The sequence below is a fragment of the Xenorhabdus griffiniae genome, from assembly GCF_015163655.1.
Taxonomy (GTDB): Bacteria; Pseudomonadota; Gammaproteobacteria; order Enterobacterales; family Enterobacteriaceae; genus Xenorhabdus; species Xenorhabdus griffiniae.
Map to the genome: position 1 here is coordinate 1 of NZ_JADEUF010000078.1, position 18,811 is coordinate 18,811.

An 18,811-nucleotide genomic window follows, 5' to 3' on the forward strand; every position below is an offset into this window, starting at 1 on the left:
TGTAAGCGTTGCGAGACGTTGAGCTAACCGGTACTAATGAACCGTGCGGCTTAACCTGACAACACCGAAGGGGTTTTCGGGAGTGGAAAGAGAGACGGGTTTCAGAGCAGAGAGCAGCTTGTTCGGGATTGAAAACAGGATTTGTCTGGCGGCAATAGCGCGGTGGTCCCACCTGACCCCATGCCGAACTCAGCAGTGAAACGCCGTAGCGCCGATGGTAGTGTGGGGTCTCCCCATGTGAGAGTAGGGCACTGCCAGACATCAATTAGCCAGAGAAGCCATCCGTCACCGGATGGCTTTTTTGCGTTTGGGAAAAGGCGAAACAATTAACTATAAGTTAATGTGCTTTCCCTTGTTCGATACCAATACCTGTTTGCGAACGGATAAACTGATTGCGAAACATTTTCCTTTCCTGCATTCCTTGTGCCGAAGTATCGGTAATTGAAAATAACCAAGCTCCGATAAATGCGATAAACATGGAAAATAGAGCTGGATATTCATAAGGATAGAGAGGTTTCTCATGACCAAGAATACTAACCCAGATCGTCGGGCCTAGGATCATTAATACAACCGCTGTTAGTAACCCCAACCATCCACCAACTAATGCTCCACGTGTAGTCAGCTTGCTCCAATACATTGACAATAAAATAATGGGAAAATTACAACTTGCAGCAATGGAGAAAGCTAAACCGACCATAAAGGCAATGTTTTGTTTTTCGAACAAAATACCCAAGCCAATAGCAACTAATCCCAGAATAACGACGGTAATTTTTGAGATTTTTAGCTCATCTCGTTCATTAGCTTGCCCTCGTTTAATCACATTGGCATAGAGATCATGGGATACTGCGGAAGCGCCTGCTAGTGTTAACCCGGCTACTACAGCTAAAATAGTGGCAAAAGCAACGGCAGAAATAAAACCAAGGAAAAAATCACCGCCAACGGCGTTTGCCAGATGGACAGCGGCCATATTTGTACCACCAATTAATGCTCCGGTTGTGTCTTTGAATGCAGGGTTGGCACTGACCAATAAAATTGCACCAAATCCGATAATAAACGTCAGGATATAAAAATAGCCGATAAAGCCCGTTGCATAGAAAACACTTTTACGCGCTTCTTTAGCATCACTGACGGTAAAAAACCGCATGACAATATGAGGCAATCCTGCAGTACCGAACATTAATGCCAAGCCTAAAGAGAGTGCAGAGATAGGATCAGATACCAATCCTCCGGGACTCATGATGGCAGGTCCAAGGGAGTGTACTGCAATAGCTTCTTTAAACAGGGTATTAAAATTGAAATTAACCGCTTTCATGACCATCATAGCCATGAATGTTGCTCCTGCCAGTAACAAAACGGCTTTAATAATCTGGACCCACGTTGTCGCCAGCATTCCGCCAAATAAGACATAAAGCACCATTAAAATACCGACTAAGACAACAGCGACATAATAATTTAATCCGAATAGTAACTCGATCAGTTTTCCAGCTCCGACCATCTGAGCTATTAGATATAACGCAACAACAACTAACGAACCCATTGCGGATAAGGTACGGATGGGGCGCTGTTTCAGACGATAAGAAGCGACATCAGCGAAGGTGTACCGCCCTAAATTTCTTAATCTTTCAGCAATCAGGAATAGAATAATTGGCCAGCCAACCAGAAAGCCAATGGAATAGATCAGCCCATCATAGCCAGAGGTATAAACTAACGCTGAAATACCCAGAAACGAGGCGGCAGACATATAGTCACCTGCAATCGCCATACCATTTTGGAATCCAGTAATACGACCGCCAGCGGTATAATAATCTGAGCGTGAAATAGTCCGCTTTGAAGCCCAGTAAGTAATGCCCAGCGTTAACCCGACGAATAACAGGAACATGATAATTGCCTGAATATTCAAAGGTTGTTTTTCTACATTACCTGAAATGGCATCTGCTTGAGCTAGGATAGGGAAGAGGGAGGAAAATAATAATACGCTTTTTTTCATTTTCTCACCTCGTTGAGAATGGTTGACGTTAGACGATCAAATTCACCATTCGCCCTGATTACATAAATTCCAGTCAGTATGAAAGATATGAAGATGATGCCAATTCCTACAGGAATTCCCCGTGTTACACTAGTATTTTCATGAAGTTGTGTTCCAAGCCATTCAGGTGCAAAAGCAATAAGGAAAATAAAACCAACATAAAGCACTAACATAATGATGGATAACAGCCAGGCAAAACGCCCTCGCTTCTTAACTAGCTCCTTAAAGCGAGAGTTATTTTCAATCTCTTGATAAATGTCGTCACTCATTGGAGTATCTCCTGTTGATTTTAAACGCCACACCTTAAGCCCAGATACGGCTCCGTACTTTTGGTGATACGTTATTTAGGCCGCCTTATGGCGGCGCATATGTTTTACGACATATTGATGGATTGTTTTTCTTCCAGCAGTTTTTCAACAACACCCGGATCGGCCAGCGTGGAGGTATCTCCTAAATTGCTGGTATCACCAGAAGCAATTTTGCGCAAAATACGCCGCATAATCTTTCCAGAACGCGTTTTGGGCAGAGAGTCTGTCCAATGAAGGATATCAGGTGTTGCAATTGGGCCGATTTCTTTACGAACCCAATCTCTGACTGCGGTATACAGCTCAGGAGAAGGTTCTTCACCATGCACTAGCGTGACATAGGCGTAAATAGCTTGTCCTTTGATATGATGTGGGATACCAACAACGGCAGCTTCGGCGATTTTGGGGTATGCAACTAAGGCTGATTCAATTTCTGCGGTTCCCAAACGATGGCCTGAAATATTCAGAACATCATCAACACGGCCAGTGATCCAGTAATAGCCATCTTCATCACGTCGAGCACCATCGCCACTGAAATACATTCCCTTGAAAGTGGAAAAATAAGTCTGTTCAAAACGCTCATGATCGCCATATAACGTTCGTGCCTGTGCTGGCCAGGAATCAGTGATAACGAGATTGCCTTCACTCACGCCCTCTAAAATTTCACCGGAATTATCAACTAAGGCTGGACTAATACCAAAAAACGGCAGAGTGGCGGATCCTGCTTTGAGATCGGTAGCGCCTGGTAACGGTGTGATCATGAATCCACCGGTTTCGGTTTGCCACCATGTATCTACGATAGGACATTTACTGTTACCTATTTTTTTGTAATACCATTCCCATGCTTCTGGATTAATAGGTTCGCCCACCGATCCCATAATGCGTAATGACGTACGTTTAGTGCCTTCTATGGCTTTATCACCTTCGGCCATCAATGCTCTGATAGCGGTTGGCGCAGTATAAAGAATATTCACTTTATGCTTATCAACCACCTGACAAAGACGGTTAACATTGGGATAGTTGGGGACACCTTCAAACATTAAAGTGGTTGCTCCACAAGACAAAGGCCCATATAGCAGGTAACTATGCCCTGTTACCCACCCTATGTCGGCGGTACACCAGTAAATCTCCTCTGGACGATAGTCAAACGTGTATTTAAACGTTAAAGATGTGTAGACTAAATAACCACCCGTCGTATGCAGGACGCCTTTAGGTTTACCTGTAGAGCCTGAAGTATAAAGAATGAATAATGGATCTTCGGCACCCATTTCTTCAGCGGGACACTCAGCACTCACACTTTCGGTCAGTTCGTGCCACCATAAATCACGATTGTCATTCCAGTTTTTGGTATTTCCGGTACGCCTAAAAACAACCACGTGAGTCACACTAGTAACGTCAGAATGGTTGAGCGCCTCATCGACATTTTTTTTCAATGGGATTGTGCGGCCTGCTCGCAAGCCTTCATCTGCGGTAACCACGAGCTTAGCGTTGCAATCTATCACTCGGCCAGCGATGGCATCAGGAGAGAAGCCACCAAAAATGACGGAATGGATCGCTCCGATACGAGCACAGGCCAACATTGCGACGGCGGCTTCTGGCACCATTGGCATATAGATAGCCACAACATCGCCTTTTTTGATCCCCAGTTTTTTCAATACATTCGCAAACTGGCAGACGTCATGATGTAATTCTCGATAGGTAACATGGCGAGATTCTGCGGGATTATCTCCTTCCCATATAATGGCAGTTTGATCACCACGTTCTTGCAAATGGCGATCAAGACAATTGGCACTTAAATTCAGGGTGCCATCTTCAAACCAGCGGATGCTGATATGCCCAGGATCGAAAGAGGTATTTTTGACCTTGGTGTAGGGCCTAATCCAGTCAACTACGTTACCTTTTTCACCCCAGAAACCCTCTGGGTCTTGTAATGACCTTTGATAGTCATATAGGTACTGTTGCTTGCTTATCAGGGCCGTGTCTGCAATATCAGCAGGAATAAGATGCTTGATTATTTGAGTCATATTTTTATCTCCTTGCAATTGTTAATACTATGTCAAAACAAGGTTAACTAAAGTGTAAGAAGAAATTTTGTTTCTTTTTTGCGCGGAAGATCACGCAATAAAGAGAATAAATTTTATGGAATGATCATTTAATGCTGTAGATTTAATCAATACTAAGTAATGAGTTTATTGTTTTAATTGGATTTATATTCTGTTATTTGAGTTTATTATTGATATTTTTATCTATGAGAAGCTATGAAACGTGAATGTATAAAGGAAACCACAGCAATAACATGGAATTGATAATCATTTTCATTATTGTTCAATTCACTATAATCATGTTGTTCACAAGGTGTGAGCTTTATATATTCTAAATTCTAAACAACTGGAGATATGATATGAGCCATTCATTGCCTTCTCTACCTTACTCCTATGATGCGCTAGAGCCTCATTTCGATAAACAAACGATGGAAATTCACCATACTAAACACCATCAGACGTATGTCACTAACACGAATACGGCTCTGGAAGCCTTTCCAGAATTAAGCGAACTTCATATCGATGAACTCATTCAGCAGCTTGATAAAATTCCAGCTGATAAACGCACTTTTATTCGTAACAATGCGGGTGGTCACTCAAACCATAGCCTGTTTTGGAAAGGTTTAAAATTAGGCACAGTATTGGATGGTGCTTTGAAGGCCGCGATTGAGCGTGATTTTGGCAGTATTGACAGCTTCAAAGAAAAATTTGAACAAGCGGCAGCAACTCGTTTTGGTTCTGGCTGGGCGTGGTTGGTACTGAAAGAAGATGGCAAACTGGCTGTTGTTTCAACATCTAATCAGGATAGCCCACTAATGGGTGAAGAAATAGCGGGCGCTTCTGGTTACCCGATTGTGGGTTTGGATGTATGGGAGCACGCTTATTACCTGAAATATCAAAATCGCCGCCCTGATTACATCAAAGCATTTTGGCATGTAGTCGACTGGGATGAAGCAGCAAAACGTTACGAAGAAAAAATGAAATAATCCATCCTATTTTTTTCATAAGAATGCGGGTCATGGCTGTACCCCGCATTCTTATTGTCTGTAATCTTGGTTATTATGCCTGGATAATACGTGTACATCTCCATTAGCTCATTGAGAGGGAATCAAGAATGTATTATCCACAAATATATAGAGGCAAAATATCATCGTCAGAAACATTGGGTTTCAGTGCGATCAATAAACTGGTGGTGAATGGTCGTTTACAGCTAACCTCTCTTGGGCTAGAAGGCGATGAACAAGCGGAAACTCGTTTTCATGGTGGCGCTGATCGTGCGCTTTGCCATTATCCAGGAGAGCATTACCTATTTTGGAAAAGGCAATTTCCTGAATTGGCGGAATTATTTGCCTCTCCCTTATTTGGTGAAAATATATCTACAGAAGGCATGACAGAAGATAACGTCTATATTGGTGATATTTTCCACTGGGGTGAAGCTCTGATTCAAGTAACTCAACCACGTTCTCCATGTTATAAACTCAATTTTATTACAAACATCAATGAGTTTGCTGCGATGATGCAAAATAATGGGCGATGTGGTTGGTTATATCGAGTTATCTCTCCTGGTTTGGTCAGTGCTGGTGAACCGATAAAACTGTTAAGCCGTAATAGCGATGTTTCTGTTAAGGAAGCTATTTCCATTGCTTTTCATAACCCATTTGATGAAGAGCTGTATCGTCGTTTAATGGGGGCGGCTGGGCTGTCTGCCAGTTGGAATCTGACGATGCAAAAGCGCATATTGCATGGAAAAATTGAGGATTTTAATCGTCGTTTATTGGGCAATTAACGGAATTTATATGCCAAAGGGAAGAAATGAAATGGATACCCTTTGGCATTGATATAGATCGGCTGTTACGGATGGGCGATCAAGCCTACTGCTTCATAGACTTTATCCAAGGTTGCCTGGGCGCGAGCCTGAGCCTTGGCCGCACCTTCTGCCATAATTTTGTTAAGTAAAGCTTCATCATTACGGAAATGATGGAAACGTTCCTGTAAGCCTGTCAGCATTTCACTTACCGCATCTGCGACGGCTCCTTTCAAATGGCCGTACATTTTACCTTCAAACTCGGCTTCTAATTCAGGAATAGTTTTACCTGTTACACCAGCGAGGATATCCAGTAAGTTGGAAACGCCGGGTTTGTTTTCCTGATCATAACGCACGCAAGGTGGCTCGTCAGAATCGGTAACCGCGCGTTTAATTTTCTTGGCGACGGATTTAGGGTCTTCCAGCAGGGCAATGACGTTATTGCGATTATCATCCGATTTCGACATTTTCTTGCTTGGATCTTGCAATGACATCACGCGAGCACCACCTGTTGGAATGAATGGCTCTGGAACAGTGAAAATATCGCCATATAAAGCGTTAAACCGCAGCGCCAAATCACGGGTTAATTCAAGGTGCTGCTTTTGGTCAATACCCACAGGGATTTGATTAGCCTGATAAAGCAAAATATCAGCAGCCATTAGAACCGGATAATCAAACAGGCCAGCATTGATATTTTCTGCATGGCGGGCTGATTTATCCTTGAACTGAGTCATGCGGCTTAGTTCACCGAAATAAGCGTAGCAATTCAGTACCCAGCTTAACTGGGAATGTTGTGGAACATGTGACTGAACGAAGATGGTACTTTTCTTTGGATCAATACCACAGGCAAGGTAAAGCGCTAGCGTGTCCAGCGTGCGTTTTTTCAGTTCATTAGGATCTTGACGCACGGTAATGGCGTGCTGGTTAACGATGCAATAGATGCAATCGTATTCATCTTGCATTTTAACCCACTGACGTAACGCCCCCATATAGTTACCGATGGTCAATTCACCGGAGGGTTGTGCGCCGCTGAATACAATAGGTTTTTGGGAGTTTGGCTTCATTGCAGTGGGTTCATTCATTTTATTAAGCTTCCTTTATTTTCAGACTGGATAATGGGTTCAAAGTGGATAGTCCAATAGTTGGGAGTAAATCCGAAAAATGGTCCAATACATAATTTGGGTGGCTCGATGCTATCGACTCTCCGTAGTTATAGCCATAGGTTAAGCCAACACATGGGCAACCTGCCGCTTGCGCAGCCAAAATATCATTACGGGAATCGCCAACAAAAAGCAATTCTTCTTTATGCAAACCAAACATACCCATCGTTAGATAGAGTGGTGCGGGATGAGGCTTTTTCTCTTTAACATCGTCACCGCCGAGTACCAATGAAAAGTATTCACTAATACCTAATGATTCCAGCAATGGAGCAATAAAAGGGGTGGGTTTATTCGTAACAATCGCCATTGGCAAGTGGTGGTTTGCCAGTTCTGCCAACGTTTCTTTTACCTGGGGAAACAGTTGGCTACCCGTGGTTACACTGGTTTCATAAAACTTATCAAACAACTTGCGTGTTTCGCTATGCAATTCGGCAGACAGTTCTGCTCCAGCCCACTTTAATGCGCGTTCAACCATGACATCAGCACCATTGCCTATCCAAACAGCGACGTTTTCCTTGCCCGCAGCGGGTAAGCCTTTGGCCATCAGTGCCTGATCCAAAGCGTCAGCCAGACTGCCCGCACTGTCCACGAGTGTGCCATCCAAATCAAATGCAATGGCACGAATTCCTTTTACGACATCACTTTTCATTATGCTACCTTCGATAATTCGCGGCGCATCTCATCAATAACCGCTTTATAATCTGGCTGGCTGAAAATGGCAGAGCCGGCAACGAACATATCTGCGCCAGATTGAGCTGCCGCAGCAATATTATTGGGTTTGATACCCCCATCAACTTCGAGACGGATATCGTATCCGCTGTCATCAATGATTTTGCGTACCTGACGCAGTTTTTTCAGGGTTTCTGGAATGAAAGATTGACCACCGAAACCTGGGTTAACAGACATCAACAGAATCACATCCAACTTATCTAATACATAATCAAGATAGCTAAGCGACGTTGCTGGATTGAAAACCAAGCCCGCTTTGCAGCCATGTTCCTTGATAAGTTGCAGAGTGCGATCGATGTGCTCACTCGCTTCAGGATGGAAAGTGATATAAGTTGCACCAGCCTGAGCAAAATCAGGAATAATGCGATCAACAGGTTTTACCATTAGGTGAACATCAATTGGCGCAGTAATGCCATAGTCGCGCAATGCCTGGCAGACCATTGGACCAATCGTCAAATTTGGCACGTAATGGTTATCCATGACATCAAAGTGCACAACATCAGCACCTGCTGCCAACACCTTAGCGGTATCTTCACCTAATCGGGCAAAATCTGCGGATAGAATGGATGGGGCAATCAGAAAATCTTTCTTCATTGTTATCTTCTCCAATTCATTGTTTTATCCCCTGTTATTTCAGGGGCTGGAAACCTCAATCACTCCTGGCAGTATAACGCCAAAAGTTCATCAACTTTACTGCGGGCAAGAATATTTCTGCTTATTGTCCGGCGGGCTTTAACAATGTAAAGGGAAGCCTGATGATACCATTCCCGGGTCATCGGTGTGTCATGGTTAGATATGAGTACCGGAATGCCTTTTTGAGACGAGATATGATAGGCGATATTCGCCAGATTTTCCTGATCGAGAAGGTTAAAACTATTTGTATGATAGGCGGTAAAATTAGCCGTAGCCGAAAGTGGGGCATACGGAGGATCACAATAAATCACCGAACCCTTTAAGGCATTGTTTAATGCTATTTCGTAATGTTGGCAGATGAACGTGGCTTTTTGGGATTTTTCTGCAAACCAGTAAAGCTCATTTTCAGGAAAATAAGGCTTTTTATAGCGGCCAAAAGGCACATTAAATTCACCCCGTGAATTATAACGACAAAGTCCGTTATAGCAGTGGCGGTTCAGGTAAAGAAACAGCAAACTGCGGCGAAAAGGATCTTTGCTTTTGTTGAACTCTTCTCGCAGGCGATAGAAGTTTTCGGCAGTGTTGAACTCCGATGAAAATAATGGACGGGCATGATTAATAAATTCATCCGCACGAGATTTTACGGCATTGTACAGATTGATCAGATCGCTATTGATATCTGACAAAATGTAAGAATCATAATCGGTATTGAGAAATACCGAGCCTGCGCCAACAAATGGCTCAATCAAGCAATCGCCCTCTGGCAGATGACGTTTAATATCATCTACCAAGGGGTATTTTCCACCGGCCCATTTTAAGAAAGCGCGTTTTTTTTTCATGCCGTCAAATTAGTTATTCAATAATTTCAGAGCCGCAGATTGTACTCTGTTTAGGACAGCATATCAGCGCCTAATCAAAATAGTTTTATTTTTTCAGATCTTGCTGAACTTGTTGTAGTTTTCTGACCCAAGGCTTTTTAGCCTGAACTTCAGCAGGCAGTGAGGAAATGGCTCTTTTAGCATCAGAAACAGAACCGTAATTACCGTGGATCAAGATAAACCATGTTTTGCCATCGCGTTTAGTTGCATAAACCTTGTAATTAGCAAGGTTATTTTTTTTCGCGAAGGCACTTAAGGTATCAGAACGGCTGGCACTACTCAATTGTAGTGTGAATCGATTTGCGGGTGCTTTCAGCAGATCACCACCAGCATCGGCGACATGCTTTTTATTGGTCTGATATTGACTAGCTGCTTTGGAGTGATTGTCTTCTCTGGCCTTATTCTCTATTTTCGGTGGTGTAACTTTCTCTGGTTTGCTTGGCTCAACAGGTGAAGTCGTGGGTTTGGCCTGCGGTTGTGTCAGATTGTTTTGCACAGAATGATTAATGGTACTTTGTTGTTGATTCAAAGCATCGGAAATATCACCAGGTAACTCTATACGTTGATGGTAGCCACCCGTTCCAGTGTCGGGAGGAAGATCTTTGCTGGGTGCACTATTAATGGGTGGCGGACTGATTTCACGTGCGCCATGAGTTACTGGTTCTGACGGATTTTCTTGCTCGCTACCAGTGGAATTGGCAGAAAGCGAAGGAGAACCAGAAAGGTCAATACTCTTTTCCGCTGCATTTTGCTGTTTTTCATGCTCGGTGGGTGATTTTAATGCAGAGCTGATAGCAATAATCAGAAGCAAAAGAACCAAAATGCCAACACCGATCATTATTTGTTGGCGAGATATTGCGAGCTTAGGTTGATTAAATTGGCTTCTGGAACGCTGAGGATTGCGATCAGAAGTATCAGGCTTTAATTCACTTGCTGTTTTTTGTTTGTTTTCTGATTTTAATTCGTCCACATGCCCTCCTAACAGAGATAGTTCTGCCAATTGTTATTGAAGAGGTTTGGCAGTCTGACCTAACTAAAACCGATGATGCTTTATTTGATAATCTCGCTATTGTATAGCATAACAGCTAGAGAATAATTCATCATGCAGCTTTTGTTATCAGTGAAAATTTTGCCATATCCAGCAATTCCCTTCATCTTCCAAATTTCAGCCTGGCAGTAAAATTCACTGCCAGAGCAATAAGTTGGAATTAATTAGGAAGTACGTGTATCTAGCGGAGGGATAGCTGAGTTAGACGAATAGCATCCAAGATAACGTCTTTCCCAATATCAGAACGAAGTTGTGCTTCCCCAATAGTGGTCGGTAATACCAGATGCAGTTTCCCGGCAGAAACTTTTTTGTCACGCATCATATGAGGTAAATAGGCCTCAGGGGACATTGCTTCTGGGCCATTGACAGGTAATTTTGCGCGTTCCAGCAAGCGGATGATACGTTGGGTATCCTGTTTTGCGAATGTGCCGACAAGTTCAGATGCTTTGGCCGCCATCACCATACCCGCAGCAACAGCATGACCATGCAGCCAGACGCCGTAACCCATTTCCGCCTCAATCGCATGTCCAAAGGTATGGCCAAGGTTTAACAGAGCCCGCATCCCACTGCGTTCTTGTTCATCAGCTGCAACAACCAACGCTTTAAGTTCGCAGCAACGACGGATGCAATAAGCCATTGCCTGGTTGTCGAGGGCCAGTAATTTCTCAATATTCTCTTCAAGCCAGCCAAAGAATTCGCCATCCAGAATGATGCCATATTTAATGACTTCAGCCAGACCTGAATATAACTCTTGAACAGGTAATGTTTTCAGACAATTGAGATCGACAATAACTGAAGCTGGCTGGTAGAACGCGCCTATCATATTTTTGCCGAGGGGGTGGTTGACTCCTGTTTTTCCGCCGACGGAAGAGTCAACCTGAGAGAGCAGCGTGGTGGGTACTTGGATGAAACGAACACCGCGTTGATAGCTAGCTGCGGCAAACCCCGTCATATCACCGATTACACCACCACCAAGGGCGATAAGCGTTGTGTCACGGCCATGATTATTTTCCAGCAAGGCGGAAAAAATGTCATTGAGCACAAAAAGTGATTTGTGCTGTTCACCGTCAGGCAAGATAACTGCATTTACCCGAAGATCCATTCTCTGCAATGTGGATTTCACCTGTTCGAGATACAGGGGAGCCAGCGTTTCATTGGTCACAATCATGACCTGTTGACCCGCTTGCAGGGGCTTGAATGCCTCACTGTCAGAAAATAGCCCTTCGGCTATGGTAATTGGATAGCTTCTTTCACCTAACGTAACAGTCACTTGTTCCATATCAGCTTTTGCCTTATCGTTTGCCGCTGAGCGGACTCGCTATAATCAGTTTTTTTCCAGTAGTTCAATGATTTGGTTAGCGACGACTTTGGCGCTTTGCTCATCTGTGCGAATAGTCACGTCAGCAATTTCCTCATAAAGAGGATTGCGCTCATCAGCCAAATTCTCTAAAACTTCTCGTGCTGGTGCATCAACTTGAAGTAAAGGGCGTTTTTTATCGCGCTGGGTACGAGCCAACTGTTTTTCGATGGTTGTTTCTAAATAAACGACCACACCACGGGCAGACAGGCGATTGCGGGTTTCTTTTGATTTAACAGAACCCCCTCCAGTAGCCAATACGATGCCTTGTTTTTCAGTCAGTTCGTTTATTATTTTTTCTTCGCGATCGCGGAAGCCTTCTTCGCCTTCCACATCAAATACCCAGCCCACGTCAGCTCCGGTACGTCGCTCAATTTCTTGATCAGAGTCGTAAAACTCCATATTGAGTTGCTGAGCTAACTGACGACCAATAGTGCTTTTGCCGGCACCCATAGGCCCAACCAGAAAGATATTGCGTTTCTCTGCCATGTTTTTGGTATTACTAAGACTGTTTGTTAATGATAACCCGCCCCGCCAATCAGATTAGCCACGGGACCTAAACTGAAACCTCATGAGTGATAATGTGAGATCAGATAAGAAAATTATCTCAGCACATCAGCCTGTATTGCAACTATATAAATTTCGCCCGAACTGAATCACTGGGTTCATGCTTTTGCTGGCCGATTGAGAGCCTATTGTCTCTACCTTCCATCCTACAACTTGCTGTTTTGCTGCAATTTGCAATCTGTTGGGTATAAGCTCTTGCTTGCGATATTAGATCTGCTCACTCAATTAGTTAATCCTTGTATGCTAAATTACTCTCAGCGTCAAATCCATAAACAGGCCAGACCAAGAAAAACAACACAATTACGTTATTAATGGATTGATTTTTATATTATATTTCTCTCTGATTAAATATCGGTCAGTTGAGGTGTAATAAAAATTACGAGTTCCCGACGGCTATGTTGCTCTCCTTGTTGGTTAAATAATGCCCCCAATAGGGGCAGATCTGACAAATAAGGAACTTTTTGTAAACTCGCGGTTTTTTTCTGTTGGAAGATCCCTCCGAGAATCAAGGTCTCTCCATTTCTAATGGTTACTTGGGTTATTATTTCTTGTTTATCGATAGATAAATTTTCATTTCCTCCTTGGTTGATGGGAAAACCAGGTGCATTCTGACTAATTTTCAACGCGAGCCGGATTTTTCCCTGCCTTAAAATGTGGGGAGTCACTTCCATGCCCAATACCGCCTCTTTAAATTGAACGGTAGTTTTGTCCTTATCCTGAACAATATAGGGAATATCAGAGCCTTGCTTGATACTGGCTGTTTGCTGGTGTGAAGCGGTTAGTCGTGGGCTGGCAATGATATCAAGCTGGTTTTCCTGCTCTAGTGCACTGAGTTCCAGTTCTAGTAAGTTTGCGTGAATGCGGGCGGTATTTAGTACCAGCCTATGGCGCTGGTTGCCAGCGGGTTGATGGAAATTTAAGCGGTTTAGACCTATTGATTGATGATGTGGATCGGCGTTTACTCCCCAGTGAATCCCCAATTCATGCAAAGCTTCCTGACTGCTGGTAACAATATGAGCAGTAATCTGTACTTGTTGCTGTGGGGTATCGACTTCTTTCAGCCAGTTTTTAATACGGGTAATGGCATCAAATTTATCTTCCAGGATCAGGCTGTTGGTTAAGGGATCGTGTTCAACCTTTCCCCATTTTGTCAGTAGTGCGGGATGATTTTGCTGTAATTGTTCTGCCACTTGGCCTGCATCGGCGTATTGCAAAGTAATAGCCTGATATTCGATCTCTTGTTCTTGCTCATTTTGCTCTGCCGGAGAAAAATCCGTGGCATTCTCTATCATCGGAGGCTGGAACGGATCTCTTATTGGCATTTCGAAATTTGGTTCTTCTTCGGTAAAACCCAATAGGGGAAATAAGAGACAGCTTAGGAAAAGCAAAGAATAGCGGTTCATGATTTCTCCTTATCTGAAAAAACCATGTGAACCATTAGGTTATCATCGGCAGGTGTAATGGTGATGTGCTTAATTAATAACGGTGGCTGCAATTTTTGCATTTCATTCAAGAAATGGAGAAATTGGCCGTAATTTAGCGACAGCATGATATGAAAGAAAACGTGTTCGTTTTCTTTGTGGATTTTCCACTCCATTAGCTGACTGCCGGAATGGGTTAGTGGAATATGCAGTCGTTTGAGTATGGTGGTATGATTTTTTGAGGATGAAAGATGGCCATTTTCAGCAAGGCTTGTGGTCATATGCTGGATCTGCTGTTGCGTTTCAGGCAAAGAGGGGAGTTCAGCAAGCTTTTGCTGAGATAGTACCGTATTGTGTTGCTGCTGCTTAATATTGCTCTGGAGGGTATGAATTTCATACCGATTTTTCTGCCAAACCAAAAAGTAGAACCCCAACAGCAGTGAAATAATAAGCAATTGCTGCAAGACAAGCTGTTGCCAGACAGGTCGATAAAACCATTCAAGATAATTATTTCTCATCGGACTCTCCCATCAACCAATTTGCATCAATGGTAAAAACCTTGAAATGATCTTCTGTCGTGGTCATTTTGCTAAGTTGCACATTGATAAGCGAAGTGTCGTCAGTCAGGTTATCCAACAAATTGGATATATCTGTATAGTTTTGACTGCGGGCGGTAAAAATTAATTGTCCACTGTCGTCACTAAATGCAGTCAGCCAACTGTTCTCTGGTAGCAAATGAGGAAGCCGACGAAATAGCTGTAAATAACGTTGATTCTGTTCCATGAACATGCGTTTTTTCCGTAATTGTTGTGACAATTGTTGATGCTGTTGCACGGCTTGGTCTGTTGCGCTGATAGTTTGTTGTAATTGAGTCAATTGGTGAGTCATTTCCGTTAATTGTCCGCGATATTGTTTAATCTGGTTTGTTTGCAGCGTAGACATAAACACCAATACTGCTGTCCACAATGTCAGTTGTAGGCAAAGTAATGCCCCCCATGTTTGGCACTGACGTTTCAGCCTCTTCTGCCGCCAGGGTAAGAAATTGACTTGATGCATCACTGATCACTCGGCCTGAGCGCTAAACCTGCGGCAATAATGAACGCATTCGTTTTATCTGGCAGCGGGGGATGATAATGACGGAATGCCATTAAGAGTTGCCAGATATTGACCGATTTTGTTGATACTGATGTCGATTGCTCTTCATCGCTGTAATAAATTGCATAATCTTCGGTTTCTGGCGTCATGGGGAGCTGGTTGATGATCTGGGCCAGATGGGAACTTGGTTGTGAAGTTATCAGGCCATAACTGAAAGGTCGGTTAGCCGGAGCGACCCATAGCCAATCTGTCATATGCTTGTGAACCAACCAACTGTCGTCAGGTACTCCTGCAAGTTTGGCGACATAACGCAATGCACAAGGGGCAATATCGATGGCATCAAGGGATAAATTGATCTCCGCAAACAAATTCAGCCAGAGGTTGAGATCTTTTTGACGGGTTGCACTGATACAAATTTGCTGACCATGGACACGATAATCCAACGCCAGATCACTGGCAGGAAATTGTTTTTCAGCATTGGCGTGCACAAACCAGCCGAGTTCTGGCTCCTGCAAAGCAGTATAGTCAGGCACGGCGATCTGGCGCTGTAAGGTTTGTTGAACAGGGAGGGCTAATCTTAAGCTAAGATTATTAGGTAATATTTTTCGCCATTGCATTAAAATGCGGAGTAATTTTTCAGGATCTTGTAGCCGTCCTCCTGAAATAATCTCGCTGGATAAGTGATATTGCCAGCAATGCCGAAGTTGCCAACCGTCACGGCGTTTAATGGCAGCAAGAGCGCGGATGTAATGATCTTGGACATCCAATCCGATATACCATTTAGGTGGATACATATAGAGATCTCCTTATCTACTATCAACGAAAACATCAAGTTAATGAAAACCTAATGAAACATGAAAGCGGGATTGGTAAAGGCGATATCTAATTGTACATATCGTTATTGTACGTGTAGTGTTGAACAACCTTTATACTAATCCCTTTATACTAAGCCTTTTATACTACGTACTGATCGTTTATAAACTGCCCGATTAACATGGCGTGAGAAATTTCAGGTGAAGTTCATAAAGTATTTTTTGATCCTTATTGTTGTTTGCATTTTATTGGGAGTTGCCTCGATTTTTGGTTTGTACAAATACATCGAGCCACAGCTTCCCGATGTTGCGACGCTAAAGGATGTCCGATTACAAACACCGATGCAGGTGTTCAGTGCTGATGGCGAATTAATAGCCCAATATGGTGAAAAACGCCGTTTACCCCTTACCTTGTCAGAAATCCCTCCCCTAATGGAGAAAGCCTTTATCGCTACGGAAGATAGCCGTTTTTATGAACACCACGGTGTTGATCCCATCGGGATTATCCGTGCTGTTTCTGTGGTAATGACTTCCGGTCATGCTTCGCAAGGGGCGAGTACCATCACTCAGCAGCTTGCGCGAAACTTTTTTCTTAGCCGAGAAAAGACATTGATACGTAAAGCAAAAGAGGCATTTCTGGCGATTAAGATCGAACAATTATTAACTAAGGATGAAATCCTGGAGTTGTATCTCAACAAGATCTATCTCGGCTATCGTGCTTATGGTGTTGGTGCTGCGGCTCATGTCTATTTTGGCAAGAACGTCAACGAGTTGACATTGGGTGAAATGGCGATGATTGCTGGCTTGCCGAAGGCGCCTTCAACGTTTAACCCACTTTATTCTTATGATCGCGCGATCAGCCGCCGCAATGTAGTATTGAGCAGGATGCTGGAAGAGGGGTATATCACTCGGCGCCAGTACGATGAAGCCAGAGCAGAAAAATTGGTTGCCCGTTATCACGCGCCACAAATCGTTTTTTCTGCGCCTTATCTGACAGAAATGGCCCGTCAGGAAATGATCAATCGTTATGGTGAAAATGCTTATACAGATGGTTATAAGGTCTATACCACTATCACGCGCAAAACCCAGTTAGCGGCTGTGAACGCGGTTCGTTCCAATGTAATTGACTATGATGTCCGTCACGGTTACCGCGGCCCCCAGGAAGTGTTGTGGAAAGCCAATCAGCCAGCATGGAGCCAAACGCAGATTATCGATAAGCTGAAAACCTTGCCTAAATATGGTCCTCTGGTGCCGGCCATTGTGACAAACTCCAGCCCTAACCAGGCACAAGTGATGCTGGTGGATGGCAACAAAGTTGAGTTGACAATGGCAGGCGTGCGCTGGGCGCGTCCATTTAAAACCGACAGCTTACAAGGCGCTGTACCACATAGTGTTAATGAAGTTATTCGGGCTGGCGAACAAATTTGGATCAGAAAAGTCAATGATACCTGGTGGTTGGCTCAACTTCCCGACGTTAACGCGGCGCTGGTTTCCATCAATCCGATGAATGGTGCGATAGAAGCGTTGGTCGGTGGATTTGATTTTGAATTGAGTAAATTTAACCGTGTGACACAATCGTTGCGTCAGGTTGGTTCCAATATCAAGCCATTCCTGTATACCGCCGCAATGGATAAAGGGCTGACGCTGGCTTCATTGCTGAATGATGCACCAATCAGCCGTTGGGATGCCGGAGCAGGGACGGATTGGCGTCCGAAAAACTCCCCGCCGTCTTACGATGGGCCAATTCGTTTGCGTCAGGGGTTAGGGCAATCCAAAAACGTAGTAATGGTTCGAGCTATGCGTGCGATGGGGGTTGATTATGCTGCTGATTACTTAAAGCGTTTTGGTTTACCAGGTGAAAACGTTGTACGCACAGAATCTTTGGCTCTGGGTTCCCCTTCATTTACGCCGCTACAGTTAGTACGCGGTTATGCTGTGATGGCAAACGGTGGTTATCTGGTTGATCCTTACTTCATCAGCAAAATTGAGAATGATGAAGGAAAAGTGTTGTTTGAAGCGAAACCTAAACTTGCTTGTCCACAATGCGAAAACATTCCGGTGATTTATGGTGAAACAGCACGTTCCATCGAATTATCTGAAGATTCCATTGAGAACGTGGCGCATTCTGATGTTCCGCAAAATCCAGCTTTACCGCCGCAACCGGAGTTAGAAAGCGTATCGGGAAACATTAACGTAGATGATCAACAGTATGCCCCTCACGTTATCAGTACACCGCTGGCGTTCCTTATTCATGATGCCTTGAAGACCAATATCTTTGGTGAGCCAGGTTGGATGGGTACGGGCTGGCGTGCTGCTCGTGATTTGAAGCGCCGTGATATTGGTGGCAAAACCGGGACGACCAATAGCTCAAAAGATGCGTGGTTCTCTGGTTATGGCCCAGATATGGTAGCAACAGCCTGGATTGGTTTTGATGAACATAGCCGAAGTTTGGGGCGCACTCCGGCATTAAAAGGTGAAGGTGGTGCGAAAACGGCTCAGCCAATCTGGGATGATTTTATGAAAACAGCATTGGCAGGTGTTCCTGAGAAAGTTATAGAACCCCCTGCTGGTATTGTTTCTGTCACGATAGATCGGGCAACAGGCAAGCTAGCTAACGGTGGCAGCAATACCCGTAAAGAATATTTCATTGATGGCACTCAGCCGACAGAATATGCCGTACCTGATGTGGGTACGACTGTCACTGAAAATGGTGAAAGCCGTGAATTATTCTGATTGATCGGCCTGTAACCAAAATAATGGAACTGAAAGATAAAAAGGCCTTGCTAGGGAACTAGCGAGGCCTTTTGTTATTTACTGGGGAAGATATGATTATGATGCGAATTAATTTTGCAGGTGTAGTTAATTTGTTTATTTATTATTTTTAATAAGCTGAGTTATTTTTCATAAATATCATTAAAATTATTACATGTACCA

17 protein-coding genes and 1 rRNA gene are annotated in these 18,811 nt (G+C 43.7%); 4 read left to right on the forward strand and 14 right to left on the reverse strand.

Annotated elements, in window-relative coordinates:
- The first annotated feature begins 144 nt into the window (after nucleotides 1-144).
- Nucleotides 145-260, forward strand: a 5S ribosomal RNA gene (gene rrf / locus IQ211_RS12745).
- A 77-nt stretch (nucleotides 261-337) separates the two neighbouring features.
- On the opposite strand, the gene actP is transcribed toward rrf, so the two are convergent.
- The 3 genes from actP to acs all read right to left on the reverse strand — a co-directional run bounded on the left by actP (nucleotide 338) and on the right by acs (nucleotide 4,355).
- A complete protein-coding gene (gene actP / locus IQ211_RS12750; protein ID WP_189760228.1) occupies nucleotides 338-1,987 on the reverse strand; it encodes a cation/acetate symporter ActP in 1,650 nt (549 codons plus the stop codon).
- On the reverse strand, nucleotides 1,984-2,295 hold the full coding sequence (locus tag IQ211_RS12755; RefSeq protein WP_189760227.1) for a DUF485 domain-containing protein: 312 nt from the start codon (nucleotides 2,293-2,295) through the stop codon (nucleotides 1,984-1,986). Before IQ211_RS12755 ends, actP begins: the two co-directional genes overlap by 4 nt.
- A 104-nt stretch (nucleotides 2,296-2,399) precedes the next feature.
- Nucleotides 2,400-4,355, reverse strand: coding sequence for an acetate--CoA ligase (acs, locus tag IQ211_RS12760; RefSeq protein ID WP_189760226.1), 1,956 nt, complete (start codon nucleotides 4,353-4,355; stop codon nucleotides 2,400-2,402).
- Between the two features lie 377 nt (nucleotides 4,356-4,732).
- On the opposite strand from acs, the gene sodA reads away from it, so the two are divergent.
- Nucleotides 4,733-5,359, forward strand: a complete 627-nt coding sequence (gene sodA, locus IQ211_RS12765) for a superoxide dismutase [Mn] (protein ID WP_189760225.1) — start codon at nucleotides 4,733-4,735, stop codon at nucleotides 5,357-5,359.
- Nucleotides 5,360-5,487: 128 nt separating this feature from the next.
- Nucleotides 5,488-6,159 (forward strand): 6-hydroxyaminopurine reductase, encoded by a 672-nt coding sequence (yiiM, locus tag IQ211_RS12770; protein ID WP_189760224.1) that lies wholly within the window; start codon nucleotides 5,488-5,490, stop codon nucleotides 6,157-6,159.
- Nucleotides 6,160-6,224: 65 nt separating this feature from the next.
- Here the strand turns inward: yiiM and trpS are convergent, their stop codons facing one another.
- The 11 genes from trpS to pilM form a co-directional block, all read right to left on the reverse strand.
- Nucleotides 6,225-7,259, reverse strand: coding sequence for a tryptophan--tRNA ligase (gene trpS, locus IQ211_RS12775; protein WP_189760223.1), 1,035 nt, complete (start codon nucleotides 7,257-7,259; stop codon nucleotides 6,225-6,227).
- A gap of 4 nt (nucleotides 7,260-7,263) precedes the next feature.
- The gene (locus IQ211_RS12780) at nucleotides 7,264-7,986 is read right to left on the reverse strand and encodes a phosphoglycolate phosphatase (RefSeq protein WP_189760222.1); all 723 of its coding nucleotides are present in this window, start codon (nucleotides 7,984-7,986) and stop codon (nucleotides 7,264-7,266) included.
- Nucleotides 7,986-8,660, reverse strand: coding sequence for a ribulose-phosphate 3-epimerase (gene rpe, locus IQ211_RS12785; protein ID WP_189760221.1), 675 nt, complete (start codon nucleotides 8,658-8,660; stop codon nucleotides 7,986-7,988). Before rpe ends, IQ211_RS12780 begins: the two co-directional genes overlap by 1 nt.
- 59 nt (nucleotides 8,661-8,719) lie before the next feature.
- Nucleotides 8,720-9,538 (reverse strand): adenine-specific DNA-methyltransferase, encoded by an 819-nt coding sequence (gene dam / locus IQ211_RS12790; RefSeq protein WP_189760220.1) that lies wholly within the window; start codon nucleotides 9,536-9,538, stop codon nucleotides 8,720-8,722.
- 85 nt (nucleotides 9,539-9,623) lie between these two features.
- Nucleotides 9,624-10,547: an SPOR domain-containing protein gene (locus IQ211_RS12795; RefSeq protein WP_189760219.1), complete on the reverse strand. Its 924-nt coding sequence runs from the start codon at nucleotides 10,545-10,547 to the stop codon at nucleotides 9,624-9,626.
- A 259-nt stretch (nucleotides 10,548-10,806) separates the two neighbouring features.
- Nucleotides 10,807-11,904, reverse strand: a complete 1,098-nt coding sequence (aroB, locus tag IQ211_RS12800; protein ID WP_189760218.1) for a 3-dehydroquinate synthase — start codon at nucleotides 11,902-11,904, stop codon at nucleotides 10,807-10,809.
- 45 nt (nucleotides 11,905-11,949) lie between these two features.
- Nucleotides 11,950-12,471, reverse strand: a complete 522-nt coding sequence (aroK, locus tag IQ211_RS12805; protein ID WP_038237472.1) for a shikimate kinase AroK — start codon at nucleotides 12,469-12,471, stop codon at nucleotides 11,950-11,952.
- Nucleotides 12,472-12,893: 422 nt separating this feature from the next.
- Nucleotides 12,894-13,952 (reverse strand): type IV pilus secretin PilQ, encoded by a 1,059-nt coding sequence (pilQ, locus tag IQ211_RS12810; RefSeq protein WP_189760217.1) that lies wholly within the window; start codon nucleotides 13,950-13,952, stop codon nucleotides 12,894-12,896.
- Nucleotides 13,949-14,488, reverse strand: a complete 540-nt coding sequence (locus tag IQ211_RS12815) for a hypothetical protein (protein WP_189760216.1) — start codon at nucleotides 14,486-14,488, stop codon at nucleotides 13,949-13,951. The genes pilQ and IQ211_RS12815 overlap by 4 nt, the downstream gene beginning before the upstream one ends.
- A complete protein-coding gene (locus IQ211_RS12820) occupies nucleotides 14,478-15,026 on the reverse strand; it encodes a PilN domain-containing protein (RefSeq protein WP_189760215.1) in 549 nt (182 codons plus the stop codon). Before IQ211_RS12820 ends, IQ211_RS12815 begins: the two co-directional genes overlap by 11 nt.
- On the reverse strand, nucleotides 15,026-15,859 hold the full coding sequence (gene pilM / locus IQ211_RS12825) for a type IV pilus biogenesis protein PilM (protein WP_189760214.1): 834 nt from the start codon (nucleotides 15,857-15,859) through the stop codon (nucleotides 15,026-15,028). Before pilM ends, IQ211_RS12820 begins: the two co-directional genes overlap by 1 nt.
- A gap of 219 nt (nucleotides 15,860-16,078) precedes the next feature.
- Here pilM and mrcA point away from each other — a divergent pair, with 219 nt between their 5' ends.
- Entirely contained in the window at nucleotides 16,079-18,610 is a 2,532-nt protein-coding gene (gene mrcA, locus IQ211_RS12830) for a peptidoglycan glycosyltransferase/peptidoglycan DD-transpeptidase MrcA (protein WP_189760213.1), read from the forward strand.
- The last annotated feature ends 201 nt before the right edge of the window (nucleotides 18,611-18,811 follow it).